Here is a 16,293-nt window from a genome sequence, read left to right on the forward strand (position 1 = left end):
TCGTGCCGCGGCGCGGTTGGCTCGCAGCTTAACGAAATACGTTTCGCCGCCTAGTTGAGCCGTTTTGCCGCGATTTGCGACAACAAATTGTCCGCCCGCGAGTTTGCCCCTCCCCCAGCAGGCCGCTCCTCAACAGATCCGCGGCGTTTGCCCGCTCCTCTGTCGCGGTTCATAATGCCGGATGCACTTTACCGGGCCCCGCCGTCCTATCGGCTGAGAGCCCGCCCCCGCAACTGAGAGAGCCGATGAAGCGTCTTATCAAACGGCTCGCCCCCCGCAACAAGTCGCGGGGGAGTGGTTTCAGGCTAAAGAGCGAGAAGTTGGAACCCCGGCTGCTGCTCGCCGCCCAGCCAATCGGCGAAGTGAGCCTCGTCAACACGTTCACACCTGGCGAGCAGTCACTCGCTGAGCAGCCGGCCGCAATCGCGGTCACGCCGACCACGCGGGTCGTGGTCTATGAGGGTCGTGGCCCGATCGACCGCGCGGGCGTTTACTTCGATTTGACGAACGCCGACGGAAGCGTATCTCTCTCCACAGGGCTGGTCAACTCAACCGTTACGGGCGAGCAGGGCGAGGCCCAGGTCGCAGTTTTTGCTGATGGCGGATTTATTGTCGTCTGGTCCGGCAGGGGCAGCGGAGATAATCACGGCGTGTTCTTCCGCCGCTACAACGCAGACGGGACACCGGTTGCAACCACCGAAACCCTTGTCAATCAAACAATCGGCGGCCGCCAAGTCACGCCAGCTGTCGCGGTTGCTGCTGATGACTCGTTCGCGATCGCTTGGAGCGGCGTCGGAGTCGAGGACCCTTCCGGCGTGTTCCTGCGCCGCTACAACGCCGACGGGACTGAGCAGGGCGAGGAGATCCGGGTCAACACCACGCTGGCCGATCACCAGACGCAACCGAGCCTAGCCTACGAAACCGCAGGCGACCTCATCGTTGCGTGGCAGAGCCTTCATCAAGACGGCTCGGAGTGGGGCGTTTATAGCCGTCGGTTCCCGGCTACCGGAGGCGTCGCGAGCGGTGAAACGCTGCTCTCCGTCTCCACGGCTGCCAGCCAGACCGAGGTTCAACTGGCAACGGATCCGACCGGCGGGATCGTCGCGGCATGGCGTGCATACCAAGCCGGCGACCGTACGAGCAATCTCGTCGCACGAGCATTTTCAGCGGGCGGTGCCGCCCGCACGGGTGAGGTCGTGCTCAACCGCCTCACCGCGGGGGTTCAGCGCGGTGTTTCCATCGCGGTTGCCGCCGATGGCGGTTGGGTCGCGGCGTGGAACTCTGGCGTCCCTGGAGACGCGGGCTGGGAAGCTTACGCCCGCAGCTTCGATCGCACGGGCATCTCCGACGCAGTCGAGACCCTGGTGGGCGTCTCGGGAGCCAACTCGGGGCATCAGTGGCTGGGCGGCGTCGGAATCGAAGGCGATGCCGGCTGGATTGCTTGGTGGGGCGATGGCTCTCCTGATCGAAAGGGGGTCTACGCCCAGCGGCTCACCCTAGACGGCGTGACGATTGATCCCCAACAGTCGCCAAACCTGGCACCGATTGCCGATCTCACGCGTCAGGTCGGCGCGGCGGTAGAAATCACCCTGACCGCCTCGGATCCCAACGCGCGCGATACACTGACTTTCGCACTCGATCCCAACGAATCCCCCGCTGGCGCGACACTCACGCAAACCAGCAACACGACCGCCATCTTCCGCTGGACCCCGACTAACGCGTTCCTTGATCAGGTCGTCTCGGTCCGCGTGCTGGTGACCGACAACGGCGAGCCGCCGCTCGCGGACTCCGAACGCTTTGCGATCACGGTGGGCGAAGCCCCGCTCACCGCCGACCTGAACGGAACGAGCCAGTCGGGCTCTGATGCGGCAGCCGAATTTGTGAGCGGAGCGGGGGCGGCAAGCATCGTTTCCTCGTCACTAGCGATTGTCGGCGGTGATGGGTCGGTGCTTACCGGCGCGAGCATCGAGCTGCTCGCCACGCCCGACGGGGCGGCCGAGTCGCTGGTGGTCGATACGCTCGGCACCGGCATTTCTTCCGCCTACAGCACAGCCACGCGCACGCTAACCCTTACCGGCTCAGCCCCCGCCACCGACTACGCACGCGTCTTGCGGACCCTGGCTTACGACAACGTCGCCAGCGCGCCGGCAGGCGATCGCATCGTCGAGATCCGCCTGGCCAACGCCGGGGGATCCGCGGCTAGCGTTTCGCGCGTAAATCTCAGCACGGTGGCACCCGATCTGATCGCTTTCGCTCAGGGGCTCGCCGCAACCACCACGCGGTTCTACGGTGCCGTGTGGGATGCCGACACGACCGCGCAACGCGAATTGTTTGAGGACGGCGCTCCGCTGCTGCCCTTCACGGACGTAACCGATATCAATCGGCAACTAAACACCTTCGCAAGTACCAATGGCATTACGGAACTCGGCACCTGGTTCTTCCCCGATAGCACACGCGCGGTCGGCCCCTTGAGCCTCCAAGAAATCAGCCAGCGCTCGGGAGTTGCGATTCCGACTTCGGACCAACCAAGGCTGGCCTCGCTCGCGAACACCACGCTGCTGATCGGCTCGCCGCTGCACGTATCGCTGGACGGCTACGACCCCAACGGCGGGGTTCTCTCCTACAGCGTCACGAGTAGCAATCCGGACGTATCTGCCGAGATCCTCACGGGTAATCGCTCGGCACACATCGACGTGCAAGGCTACGGCGAGATGGTGTTCCAGCTCTTCGAGGATCGTGCCGACCGGGCGACTGATCGGATGATCAATCTGGCGGCGACCGACTTCTACGACGGCATCCTGTTCCATCGGGTGGTGGATGGCTTTGTCATCCAAGGGGGCGATCCGGACGGCGATGGCACGGGGGGCTCTGCGCTGGGCAACTTTGACGACCAGTTTGATGCCGATCTGCAGCACAACCGGCCGGGACTGCTCTCGATGGCGAAATCTGCGGACGACACCAACAACTCTCAGTTCTTCATTACCGAAGTCGCGACGCGGAGCCTTGACTTCCAACACACCATCTTCGGCGTGATGACCGAAGGGGAGCCGGTACGTGAAGCGATCAGCCAGGTCCAGCGACTGCGTCAACTGCCCCCGACCGACCCCCGTTTCGACAATGGCCAGATCACCGGTGATCGGCCCGTGTTTGACGTAGCGATCGACACGATCGACATCTTCACCGACAACGAGAATGGTGTGCTGTTCCTCAAAGCGGCACCCGGCGCTACGGGGACCTCGACCCTCACCGTGACGGTGACCGATGAAGATGGCAACACGATGGATCGCACGTTCGTGGTGACGCTCGCGCCGGACACCAGCGATCTGTTCAGCAATAGCGATCCGTTCCTGGCGGATATCGCTTCGATCACGACCCCACGAAACACCCCAGCCATAGTCCCGCTCACCGGCATCGATGTTGAAGGCGATCCGGTCTTTTACTTTCGCCGACAGATAGGAACTGTCCCCTATACGTCATCGGTCAGCAGTACGGGGGTGCTCACGGTGACACCCCCCACCGATTTTGTCGGCATGGTCCAGGTGCAAGTGGCCGTCGGCTCGCGCAACTTGGGCTTTGAAAACGCCGACGACTTTCAGACGCTGTGGATCGAATTCACCTGAGAATACGCTGCGAACCCGCGGCGTGTATTGCTAGAATCCCACCGACAGTCAGCGTAAGCCAAGCGCTCACGCTCCGGCCGATTCGCAATCTTGATCTTCTCAAGGAATCATTCTCATGGGGCTTTACCAGAAGTGGGTTGAAGCGGCGGCGTATCGCAGCGTGCTGACGGCGGCGGTCGTCCTGGCACCTCTTGCGCACGCCCGCGCTCAGGCGGTGGCCAAGCCGACGAGCCCGCCCGCGCTTGGTGAGCTGGCGAAGCTCACCTCGATCGCCACACCGCAAACGCTGGTACGCGTGGAGCTGCGTCCGCGGCGGGTGCTGCTCGCGCCGGAGTTGTCGCTCATGCCGATCGAAGTCGTCACCGCAGCGGGCCTGCAAGAGCTGGGCTTCGACCCCACGACCCTCGAATCGCTCGAGGTGGTTGTCGAGCCACCCATGGGCACGCGGCTGTATTATGCCGTGCTTGCGCGGTTCAGTGAGCCCTTTGCACTCGATCAAATCCCTGCAAAGCTGCTTGAGCATTTCCAGCTGACGGAAGAGGAGGGCAGCATCGTGCGGCTGGAGGCCACCGATCCGCAGGGCCCAACGCTCGTGATGCTCGATGACAAGACGGCCCTGGCGGCCTCGGAGGGAATGCTCAAGAAACTCACGCGCCGCGCGGGGCGGCCTACCGAGGGAGCGTTCACCGACTGGATCGCCAATCAGGAAGCAGACGCCGATCTGCATGTGACCGTGAACTACCAGCCGCTGGCACCGCTCGTCGATGCGGCCCTCGCTGCCGGCGGCGACGAGATTCCCGATACGGTACGGCCGTATCTCAAGCACCTGAACGACATTCGTTACGCCAAAGCGTGGCTGCGGCTCTTCAACCAACCTGACTGCGAAGTCGCGATCGAAGCGAAGGACGACGCGGCCGCCGATCGTCTGGCTGGCGTGGTCAATGAGCTGCTCGCACTACAACAGCGCATGTCCGAGGAGTCGATCGCTCAGCTTGATCCGACCGATCCCCTACAAGAGGCGATGATTCGTTATCAACGTCGCACGCTGCCGCAGTATCAGCAGATGCTTGTACCTCAGCGTGACGGACTCGTGTTCGGCTATCACCCGACGGAGATGGCCGACTCTCTGCAGGTGAATAGCATGCTGCAAATCAGCGCCATCGGCATTCTCGTCGCCCTCCTGCTCCCGGCCGTGCAAGCAGCCCGCGAGGCGGCGCGGCGGAACTCATCAATGTACAATCTCAAGAAATTGATAGTGGCTTTACTAGTTTATGAAGGAGCATATGGAAATCTGCCAGCTCAGGCGATTACCGATGATGAAGGCCAGCCTCTGTTGAGTTGGCGTGTAGCGATTTTGCCGTTTCTTGAGAAGCAAGCGCTCTACGATCAGTTCCACTTGGATGAGCCCTGGGACAGCCCACACAATTTATCGCTGCTCCCGCTGATGCCTGAGTATTTTATTGATCCAAGCGGGAGCTTTGACGGAAAGGATGGCAAGACTCATTATCTGGCTGCATTCGGCCCCGCAGCCGTCTGCGATGGCGGCAGCCGAGGAAAAAGCTTTCGCGACATCCGCGATGGAACCTCACCAACAATCGCCGTTATACAGGTAGACGACCAGCACGCGGTCGAATGGACCCGGCCCGCCGACTACGATGTCGCCGCCTACGATCGTAATCCGGTCGAGGGGATCGGCAGCCTCCACCCCGGTGGCTTCCTCGCCGCATTTTGCGACGGGCACGTGAGCTTCATCGCTTCAGATGTCGATATCGAACTGCTCCGCGCGATGCTGACGATCGATGGTGGCGAACGAATCGAACTGCCCTAGGGGCGGATCACCACTCGAGTCCGACCCCCGAGTTGAATCCGAAGAAGCCGAGCGTGCCCTCTTCACTCGTGGCACTGCCCACGCCGTTCCAGACCTGGCCTTCCAGGGCAAGCGAAAGGAACGGCTGGTAAGGAAGTCCCCGGCGTCCCGAACCGCGCCACATGAGGCCCACCTGCATCTCACCGATCGACATCAGATCGTCGCGTGAGGTGGTGCGGGTGGTGCTCACGGCGGGCGTGTTTTCGCTGCCCGACAGGAAGCTTTCGCCATCGCCAAACAGCACTGAACCCCGCGCCTTGCAAAAGAGCCGCGTCACGCAGCCCAGCTGTCGTGACGCCCCTAGCGAGATCGTGGGTCCGAAGCCTTCAATCGACTGCCGATAGTTGATCGCGCCCCGCACCGGATTAACCGAGGCGGTCGTATCGATCAGTTGCGCGCTATAGCCCTGTTCGACTTCGGCGTAGCGAACCCCCCCGCCAACCGCGATCTCCCAGCCGCACAGATGGGCATCGTGCGTTGCTTCGATATCGATCGAGTGCGCTTCGAGATCGGAGTTGGCGACAAACAGATCGCCTGGCAAGACGGTCGAAAGATCGATGCCAGCGAATGCCGGGTGACGGATCTCGTCGAACCCATCTTCGGGGCTGGCGCTAGCGGCCTTGGCTTTGTGATCGAAACCCCACCAGGTGACGCGCAAGCCGACACCATCGGCGTGTCGCCAGCCGAAGTAGGCGCGGGGCGTAAACTCGGCGTCGTGATCGAACTGAACGTCGGTGATGGCCTGGTCGCCGGTCACGTTCCCATCAACAAACGTGTAAGCAATATTGTCAGAGAAACGGGGCTTGAGAATGGTGAACTCGACGCCCGTGTAGAAACACGCCGGCGCAATCCCACAACCACCACAAAGCGTATCACCGCAACCACACATCGGTGTGCCAACCATGTCTCCACAGCAGCCATCGCCACAAGCGGGTCCCAAGCCGCAGAGACCATCGGCACACCCCGCCTCGCCGCATCCGCAGCTGGCGGCCGAATAGCTCACCGGGGTGATCGGGCTGGTAGCGGTCGCTGCGACCACCGGGCTAGCGCCCTTCGCCATCGCCGCCAACGGATGGCTTGCCACCGCAGCGGATGAAGTTTTGCTTAGCGGGCTCGCGACAGACCGCATCTCAGGCTCGGTTTGGTTGGTCACCGGGTTGTAGACCATCCGCGGCCGCCGGGCCTCCGACTCTTCCCCGGCAAACGCGCAGCTGACCGCCAACGCGATAGCCAAGATACGTGATTTGTAACGCATGGCGCAAACCCTTCAGGCACTGACTCGGGCGAAAACTCTCGCCTGCAGGGGTGATCGGCAAGCTGCGTAAGGGAATCCAGTTATTCGGGTTATCCGGGCTGCTTGCGACCGTACGCAGTCACTACCGCGTGCGATTGCAGCGCCAGCATGTGCGGCGCGGGCTGCCATGGCCCTAGAAAAAAAGCGTCCCGGGTACTATGCCCGGGACGCTTCGAGAGTTAACGGTCTTCAATAGCGCTGGACTCTGATCGCGCTTCGATCAAAGCACCGGCGTAATTTCGACCATGAAGGCGAACGCCCGCTGGCCGACAAGCAAGTCGCCATCGACATCGGCGATTCCATCGGGATCGGTGTTGTCGAGCGTCAGGCGATACGTGCCGTTCGGCAGCTGACCGCCGCTGATCGCGAGAACCACCGTGGTGCTATCTACCTGCGAAGCCGAGAGCAACAAGATCATTTGCCCGTCGTTCGGACCGCCGATGACTTCTAGGCCGTAATTGTTGACATTAAAGGCCGAAGAACCCATCGGCTCGTCGAACAAGACGGCGATCGATGTGAAAGCCTCGGTCAGGGTGCCTGATGGAGCCGTCAGGACCGACGGAGGATCGGCCTCGGCCACAGCGATGTTAATCGTCTGCGAATCGGCCAGGCCTGTCGCATCGGTCACGGTTACCGTCACCGAACGACCGGCGATATCACCGGCAGCGGGGGTCCAGGTGATGCCAGCGGTTCGCTCGCCGGCGGTCTGCGCTACCGCGACTCCTGCCGCGAGACTTGCCGCATCGAGGCTGAAGGTTAGCTCCTCGCCAACGTTCGTGTCGGTTGCCGAAACACCAAAGCTGAGTTGCCGCCCAACGGTTGCGGACTGGTCAGAGATTGTCGCCAGGACGGGCAGGCTACGGACGAAAACATCAAAGGTGGTGCTGGCGTCGAGCATCGGCACCCCGTTGTCCGTCACGGTCACACCGATCGTGCTGGTGCCCGCTTGAGCGTCGGTGGGTGCCCAGCGCACCTGCGCCGAATTCGCACCGGTTGAGATAATCTGGACACCGTCCGGAGCCCCAGGGCTAAGCGAAGCGGTCAGCGATTGCCCGCTGTTGGGATCGCCAAAGGTCACGTTCACTTGCAGGGTTGTCCCCACAGCGACCGTCTTGGGGGTGATCGCATCAATGGTCGGGGCGGAATTCACTTCACCGACCGTGAAGTCTTCGGTGTCGCTGAGCGGCAAGAAGCCATCATCGACCACGATCACGCGGAACGGCACGCGGCCGTCCGTCGCGGCGGCAAAATCAGCGGCCGTCGGCGTCCACCGGATCTCGGCCGAACCGTTGGTGAGCTTAGTAATCGTAGCGTTGTCAGGCGAGCTGTCGTCGAGGTAGTACTCGAGCGTGTCGAGGGCATTCGGATCGGTGGCAGTAATCGCAATGACTTGCTCAACTCCGATGGCCGCACCGAGGTCGGCGATGCTCGCCAGATTCGGGAACTGATTGATCTCGTGCACCGTGACGGTAAACGACTCTGAGTCTCCTACCGAGCCACCGAGACCCGCATCCGAGAAAGCGGCCGTCAGGGTGATGACAACCTCAGCGGTGCGCTGTCCCGCAGGAATAACGCTCGCGTCGGGCGTCCAATCGAAGGCCCCTGTTGTTGGGTTAAGCGTGCCGGCAGGCAGTGTCACAGGTGTACCGCCAACGGTCGCGCTGGCGATCGAATACTGAACTTCTCCGGCGGGAAAGGTTTCGGTCGTTCGTGCTGTGAAGGCAACCTGATCGCCAACGTTGACCTCGAAGTCTTCCGCGGGAACATCCACGTCGGGGTCCACCAGATCGATCCCTGGCAGCACCGTGAGCGTGAACTGAGCCGCGTCGGCCAGAGCAGGCACGCCACGATCGATTCCCAGAATGGTTACGACAAACTGAGTTGGTTCGCTGACGCTCGGAGGAGTCCACTGAAAGACGCCGTCGGTCGTGAGCGTTGCCCCACTGGGAAAGTCGACACCCGTGTCAGGGTCGGCGAGCCAGCGAAGACGATCGCCCGTCGGGTTGCCGTTCACATCAAGATCGATGAGCGTGGCACCATCGTTGGTTGCCGGATTGCCGTCGGGATCTTGCAGATTGAGGGTGAAGGCTTGGCCCTCGATCGCCACGGGGCTGAGCGCAACGATCGCTGAGAGATCGAGCTCGGGGGCACAGTCATTACCGGCGAACCCTGCCGCGGAGAGAACGCGTCGCGCCTCCAACATCTCGTGAACCGGCCGACGACCGAAAAACGTCCGTGTCCGATACGGACGACGTCGCGCAGGGCGAGCGCCAAACAGCAGTGTACGCAGAAACATGGTGTTGCTCCCGGAGAGTGAAGCCCATAAGGCTTAGAGATCCATCGCGAGAAACACGCGGCAGGCAAGCCTCACGCCACGTGTTAAAGATGGCGGATTGTAACGATCAGGCAAGCCGCTGGGAACCCGCACAGCAACGTCTCATCGTGCGGTTTCGCGCGCCCGTGGAACGCTTCTCTGTCGTTCTGGCGCTGAGATCTGGCGCTACGGCGTGGTGGTCGGTTTGGCGGTCAGAGGTGCCACATCGACCGAAACACTCATCGTATGGGAACCGCCTCCAACAAAAACTCCCTGGATCGGGCAGACATCGCCGTAATCGCGACCGATGGCAACCGTCACATGGTCGGTGCCGGGCACGCAGTTATTGGTAGGATCCAGATCAACCCACGCGCCGTCGCCCACATAAACGCTGAGCCACGCGTGAGACGCATCGGCACCGACAAGCCGCTCTTTCCCCGGCGGGGGGAGTGTCCGCAGATAGCCGCTCACGTACCGCGCGGCCAGCCCCATGGCACGTAGCCCCGCGATCTGAACGTGAGCAAAGTCTTGGCAAACCCCGGCACGCTGCTCTAGCGCAACCGAGATCGGCGTGCTGACCGTCGTGGCGCGCGGGTCATAATCGAAGTCATTATGCAGCCGTGCGGTAAAGTCCTTGGCGGCCTCGAGGATCGACCTGCCCGGAGTGAACGAGGGGGCCGCGTACTCGCGCACTTTGTCGTTTAAGGGGACATGGGGCGAAGCATAGGCAAAGCGACATGCGGCAAGCGGTAAAGGAGCTGCGGCACTATGAATCTGAGCGCGAACACTCTCCCACGTAAGGCTTTTCGCCTGCGGCTCGCTGCTCGGTTCAACACCAACTTCGCTGATCGCGGTCAGCGAGAGGCCGTGGTGGGACTCGTCGATAGAAAAATACTGCACCCGATTTCCGAACAGATCGGTTCGCTCACCGATCAGCATCGCATCGGGAGAGACCACAAGCCGATAAGAATTGACGGTCTGTCTGGCAGACGTCCTCGGAGCCAAACGCACCAGATTGTGGCACACCGCAACAGGGTCGTCGTAGGCGTATTTTGTAGTGTGGCGGATGCGGTAACGCATGGGCGACTCGGCGGAGCAATCTCGGCGAGGCAACAGTGGCTAAGAGGGAGAGAGCTGCTGTGGCAGCCCCGAATGCGCCAAATATTTGAGCGACACCGCGCTGGCAAGCACCGGTAAATCGTGTGCGATCCCCGCCAGCAGCTTAGCCAGCGGCTCAGGTTGCCCTAATTCGTAGGCATCGCTCAAGGGGACGATATCGATCATCTGCATCGCGTGCTTCAGCGACAGTGCGATCCGTTGCTCGCGGTCGGAGGCGGCCGTTGCGCCGTCGCCGGTGCGAGGCAACTTTCTGACGTGTCGTTCCAAGGTGTCGATCTGGAACGCGATGCTCCGTGGGTTGGTCTCGTCCGTCACCAAGAGGTCTAGTACCGCAGCGAGCCGAACACTTGCCCGGTAACGCGAGCGATAGGTCATCAGGCTGTCGGCGGATTCGAGCATCGCTTCCAGCAGCGGCCTTGAAGAGTCACGGCAGTCGATCAAACAGGTCTTCAACAGGTCAACCGATTGGCTGGCACACTCAACGCGTCTGCCGATATCCAGAAAGCGGTAGAACTGGGTGCGTGTCATACTCTCGACCACCATCCCTCCAACCGCAGCAAGATCAACGATCAGCTCATCGGTAAGATTCAAGAGATCGGCGAGATTGGCCCTGTCTGAGTCGATCGCCAAGAGCTTTTCATTGATTCCCAGCACAATCCGCCAGGTATCGCGTGAGAGTCGGTCTCGTACCTGCGATGCGGCCGAATAGAGCCTCCCGATGGTGAACGCCAGTGACCCAGCGCGGTGGGTGTCGAGCACCTGACTCGGGAGCGCTTCCTCGACCTGCGGTAAGAGTGTGCGGAGCGGCTCGACTGCGTAACCGGGTTCGATCTGCCCCTGTTCAACGAGTCCGCGCACCAGCGCGCGCAGTTCTGGAAAATCGGACAGCTCTCCCTCGCTAGTTAGTCGCGTTGCAACTAGCCTCACAAGTCGCGCGGCGGCGTTGGCACGTTCCAGGTGCCTGCCCAACCAGAAGCTATCGTCGGCAACGCGGCTGGGCAGCTGGGCACCGATCCGCACAAGCTCGAGCGGTTCTTGCTCCGTCGATAACAGCGTAACGGCTTTGACAGGCTCATCGCCTACGATCCAGACGTCTTTGCTCCCTTCTCCGGAAAGGGTCGATGCCTCGAGCGGACCGAAGTCAGAAGTCGTGCGCGCCAAAGCCCCCGGCATGACGCTGTAGCCGCCCGACGAGGAGACCGCAAAGGCCCTCAGCGCGATATGCGTGGGTTCGATCCGCTCGTTCCGATAGGCCGGTGCCGACGAGCGATTCACCTGCTCTTGCGCAACGAAGGTATGGGGCGCAGCCCGTATCAGCTCAATGAGTTGCTCACGCGACAACAGTTGGAGTTGGTGCACCAGAAGCGACTCTTCGCCCCGGCTGCGATACGCCTTCTTCAACACCAACCGATCGAGATTCGCGAGCACAAAGTCGAGCGAAACCGCCTCGCCGCACCACCAGCTCGCGACACCGGGCAGCTTGAGGGGCTCTCCTAGCAAGGCCTGACAGAGGCGCGGGATAAAGGCCATGAAAACAGGTGACTCGACGAGCCCACTGCCGCAGCGGTTAGCCAACAAGACGGCTCCTGCGCGTTCCGCCTGCAAGAGCCCGGCAACGCCCGAAATTCCGTCTCCCCGCAACTCGAGCGGGTCGCACAGCTCGCTGTTGGGACGACGGAGCAGCACATCGATCGGCATGAGACCGTCGAGCGTTTTCATCCACACCTTGTGGTCGCGAACCGTCAGGTCCCCCGATTCGACAAGCAAGCAACCCAGATAACGGGCGAGGTAGGCGTCTTCGAAGTAGTTCGGGTGACCCACGCCCTGGCTCAGAATCGCGATGCTCGGGTTATGCCGATGCGTGGGGGCATGGTTCCGCAGCATGGTCTGAAGCTGCTGAAAGAAGGGCGCTAAGCGCTGAACCTGGCTGTCGCGAAACGCCTCGGGCAGCATGCGCGAGGTGACAACGCGATTTTCCAACGCGAAGCCGACTCCCGAAGGGGCCTCGGTGCGATCCGCCAAAACCCACCATTTGCCGTCTGGCGCGCGGCCGAGGTCCGCTGCGTAATACTGAAGCATCGGTGCCGCGGTGGGCAACCGATCGGTCTGGTGCAGCGCAATGCGGTAGCCCGGATGACCGTACACCAGCGCCGGCGGCAGCAAGCCCGAACGCAGCAGCTCTTGCGGGCCATACAGGTCCTGCAGCACCAGTTCCAGCAACTTGGCACGCTGGGTCAGGCCCGCCGAGATGCCCCGCCATTCAGCCTCAGCGATCAGCAGCGGGACGGGGTCGAGTGCCCACGGACGCGGTCGGGCATCGGCGTCGCCGAAAGCGTTGTAAGCAATGCCGTTTTCACGGATCAAGCGCTGGGATTGCGTCCACCGACGTTCGACCTCGGCTCCTCCCAGCCGTTCAACCTGTTCGAGCAAGGCCAGCCAGGGCGCGCGGGCCACCCGCTGGGCATCGTATAGCTCGTCGTAAGCTCCTGCCGGCGGCACGTAGGTCGATAGCAGTTGCTGCTCAACCGTTTCCGGCAAGCCTGCCATGGCTTGGCTGTTGGTTTGAGCCTGGCTGGGCATCGATAAAATCAGGGGGTGACGTCGAATAAGAAGAGAATCCCGAGCCTTCCTGTCAGACTGATGATCGACCGCGGCGGAGGTCGAGGGTCAGCGGGAACTCGGGGCTCCTGCTAATCGGGGGAATCTTAAGGCTTCCGCCCGTGTGACCAAAGGCGAAGAATCGCGTCGCCCGGCGGGTTTCCGCCTCAAGTGCATTCACCGGGAAGGTAGTTGGATTCAGGCCGCCCGGGTGCCCCACATGATACTCGCAACCGCCCGCCGAACGGTTCATCCACTCGTCGGCCAGATCAAATCGCAGCGGGCCGTCTACCGTGATCGTCGGATGCAGACAGCTTGGTGGCTGCCAAGCCCTGAAACGCACTCCCGCCACGTACTCCCCTTCAACCCCTGTGGGGTGCAGCGGCACGCGTCGTCCGTTGCAGGCCAGCGCGTAGCGCGGCGAGGTCATGCCCGAGACTTTCACCTGCAACCGCTCAACCGAGGAATCGACATAGCGAGCCGTATAGCCCGCGGCCCCCTCTTCTCCCAGGACGTACCAGGGCTCGATCGCGCGGCGCAACTCGACATGGACACCCCGTTGGGTGAACGAGCCGATGAACGGATACCGGAACTCCTGGTGAGGGGCGAACCATTCGGCTTCGATCGGGAACCCGGCTTGGCAGGTTTCGGCGATCACGTCCTCAAAGTCCTGCCAAATAAAATGGGGCAGCATCCAGCGATCGTGCAGCGTGGTGCCCCACGCAACGAGCGGACCCTCGTAAGGGGTCTCCCAGAAGCGCGCGACCAGTGCGCGGATCAACAGCTGTTGGGTGAGGCTCATCCGCGCGTGCGGGGGCATCTCAAACGCTCGAAACTCAAGCAGCCCTAAGCGACCGGAGCTGCTGTCCGGCGAAAACAACTTGTCGATACAGAATTCGGCCCGGTGCGTGTTTCCGGTGCCATCGACCAACAGGTGGCGGAAGATGCGATCCACGAGCCACGGCGGGCAAGGACGATCACGACGGACTTGCTCGAAGGCAATCTGCAACTCATAGAGCGAATCGCCCCGCGCCTCTTCGACACGCGGTGCCTGGCTCGTTGGACCAATGAATTTGCCCGAAAACAGATACGAGAGCGACGGGTGGTTATTCCAATAGGCCAGGAAGCTCTTCAACAGGTCGGGGCGCCGCAACCAGGGGCTGTCGGCGGGCGTGGCTCCGCCGATCACCACATGGTTGCCACCCCCCGTGCCCGTGTGCGAGCCATCAAGATCGAACTTTTCTGTCCCCAGACGGCTTTGGCGCGCGTCCTCGTAGACGCCGGTGGTAATGGCTGACAGCTCGTCCCAGCTCTCGGCTGGCTGAACGTTGACCTCGATCACACCGGGGTCCGGCGTCACCTTGATGTGCTTCAAACGACTGTCGTGCGGCGGTAGGTATCCCTCGATCACCACCGGCGTGTTGAGTTCGTCGGCGGTATCCTCGACCGCGTCGATCAGATCAAGAAACACATCTAGCCGATCGATCGGGGGCATGAAGATGTGGAGCGTGCCGCCCCGTGCTTCGACACAGAGTGCCGTCCGTACCACATCCGGCAAGCCGGTGTAACGCACGTCTGCTTTGAAGGGATCGCTGCAGGTGTCCCCGCGATTTGCGCGCGGTTGCTGCTCGGCCGGGGCCGTTCCGTTGCCGTCGTAGCCGCTGCCATTGCTGCCCGCTGCGGCCCAACTCGTGCGCGCTTCGTTCCGCGCAACCGCCCCGTAGCCCCCCACGCCCGTATAGGCTGGCATCGGGGCCGCCATTTGATGGCGTCGTTTTACCGATAGCGGACGACGCGGATCGAAGGGATCAGCCTGCAGGTAAGCCGTTGCGTGTGCGGGCACGTTCTCGTAAATCAGCGATTCGAGCGGCAGCCGCAGCCCCATGGGCGAGTCGCCAGGAACCAAGAACATCTCGTCAGAACGAACCACCCAAGCAGTGCTCTGCCAGCGAGGCTCAGCCTCCCACCACCGGAACTGAAGCGGCAAGGCAACCCCCACCGCGCTCGTCACGCCCTGTTCAAAAACCCGTGCAAGCCGTTCACGCTCCTCACGGTCTTCGAGCTTCGCGTTGCGAATATCAACGTTCGCAGGCAAACGGCGCTCGCGCCATGCGTAATAGAAAACGTCTTCGTAGGCGTCGATCGCGTGCTCGGCATTCACTCCCAAGCGCTCTGCGAGCCGGCGGCCGAAAAGCCGGGCGTCGTCGATCGTGTGGCCATAAGACTCACCGTCTTGAGCCAGCAGGGCTTCGTTCTCCCAGACAGGAACGCCATCGGCCCGCCAGAAGCAGGCCAGCGCCCAGCGCGGCAGTTGTTCGCCCGGATACCACTTGCCTTGGCCGTAGTGGAGCAGGCCCCCTTTGCCAAAACGCGCTCGCAAACGCTGCAGCAGACTGCCGGCCAAACGCCGTTTGTTGGGACCCACCGCCGCGGTCTGCCACTCTTCGCCATCCATATCATCAATCGATACGAAGGTCGGCTCGCCCCCCATCGTGAGCCGCACATCACCGCGCACCAGGTGCTCATCGACCAAGCGGCCCGTTGCATCGATCTGCTGCCACTGCTCTTCGGTATACGGCTTTGTTACGCGGGGGTCTTCGTGGACCCGAACGACCGACATGCTGAAGTCAAACTCGACCTCGCAGGGCTCATGGCCGCCGGTAATCGGCGCTGCGGAGGTTGGCTGCGGCGTGCAAGCCAACGGGATGTGCCCCTCACCGGCAAACAGGCCCGAGGTTGGATCCAAGCCCACCCAACCCGCCCCGGGCAGATAGACCTCGGTCCAGGCGTGGAGGTCCGTAAAGTCGGTTTCCGGCCCGGAGGGACCGTCGAGCGATTTCTGGTCGGCGGTCAACTGAATCAGATAGCCGGATACAAACCGACTCGCGAACCCCAGGTTGCGCAACACCTGGCAGAACAGCCACGCCGAGTCGCGGCACGACCCGCTCAGCTTCTCGAGGGTTTGCTCACAGGTCTGAACCCCCGGCTCTAAACGCACGGTGTAACTAATGTCTCGCTGCAGCCGCTGGTTGATCTCGACCAAGAAGTCGATCATCTTCCGCGGTCGGCGGTCGATGGTCGCCAGCAGCTTATGTAGCAGCGGACCGATCTCGTCTTTGGCAAAGTACGGCTTGAGGTTTGCGCGCGTCTCCGCGTCGTAGACGGCGGGGAACTCTTCGGAGTCGGGCTCGAGGAAAAAATCAAACGGATTGATCGCCGAGAGCGACGCCGTCAGATCGACCTCAATACTCAGCTCGGTCGTCGGCTCGGAGAACACGCACCGGGCCAGATAATTGCCAAACGGGTCTTGCTGCCAATTGATGAAGTTTCCCGCCGGACCGATCCGGAGAGAATAAGCCTCGATCGGTGTCCGCGAGTGCGGAGCGGGACGCAGTCGAATGATCTGCGGGCCAACCCCGATCCGACGATCGTAGCGGTAGCGGGTTTGGTGATTCAGCGCAACGCGGATACTCATCGTGTG

The 16,293-nt window shown here is 62.1% G+C and carries 7 protein-coding genes; 2 read left to right on the forward strand and 5 right to left on the reverse strand.

Annotated features, from left to right (window positions below):
* The first annotated feature begins 245 nt into the window (after nt 1-245).
* Together Pla111_RS15705 and Pla111_RS15710 are read left to right on the forward strand one after the other, a co-directional pair.
* Nucleotides 246-3,620, forward strand: coding sequence for a peptidylprolyl isomerase (locus tag Pla111_RS15705; RefSeq protein ID WP_146575404.1), 3,375 nt, complete (start codon nt 246-248; stop codon nt 3,618-3,620).
* 115 nt (nt 3,621-3,735) lie between these two features.
* Entirely contained in the window at nt 3,736-5,448 is a 1,713-nt protein-coding gene (locus Pla111_RS15710) for a DUF1559 domain-containing protein (RefSeq protein WP_146575405.1), read from the forward strand.
* Nucleotides 5,449-5,455: 7 nt separating this feature from the next.
* Here the strand turns inward: Pla111_RS15710 and Pla111_RS15715 are convergent, their stop codons facing one another.
* From Pla111_RS15715 to Pla111_RS15735, 5 genes are all read right to left on the reverse strand, one after another.
* A complete protein-coding gene (locus Pla111_RS15715) occupies nt 5,456-6,742 on the reverse strand; it encodes an Lpg1974 family pore-forming outer membrane protein (protein ID WP_146575406.1) in 1,287 nt (428 codons plus the stop codon).
* Between the two features lie 259 nt (nt 6,743-7,001).
* Nucleotides 7,002-9,077, reverse strand: coding sequence for an Ig domain-containing protein (locus Pla111_RS15720; RefSeq protein WP_146575407.1), 2,076 nt, complete (start codon nt 9,075-9,077; stop codon nt 7,002-7,004).
* 204 nt (nt 9,078-9,281) lie between these two features.
* A complete protein-coding gene (locus Pla111_RS15725) occupies nt 9,282-10,175 on the reverse strand; it encodes a transglutaminase family protein (RefSeq protein WP_146575408.1) in 894 nt (297 codons plus the stop codon).
* A gap of 39 nt (nt 10,176-10,214) precedes the next feature.
* The gene (locus Pla111_RS15730; RefSeq protein WP_146575409.1) at nt 10,215-12,794 is read right to left on the reverse strand and encodes a circularly permuted type 2 ATP-grasp protein; all 2,580 of its coding nucleotides are present in this window, start codon (nt 12,792-12,794) and stop codon (nt 10,215-10,217) included.
* Between the two features lie 52 nt (nt 12,795-12,846).
* On the reverse strand, nt 12,847-16,287 hold the full coding sequence (locus Pla111_RS15735) for a transglutaminase family protein (RefSeq protein ID WP_146575410.1): 3,441 nt from the start codon (nt 16,285-16,287) through the stop codon (nt 12,847-12,849).
* Nucleotides 16,288-16,293: the final 6 nt, after the last annotated feature.

The organism is Botrimarina hoheduenensis, assembly GCF_007859815.1.
GTDB classification, from domain to species: Bacteria; Planctomycetota; Planctomycetia; order Pirellulales; family Lacipirellulaceae; genus Botrimarina; species Botrimarina hoheduenensis.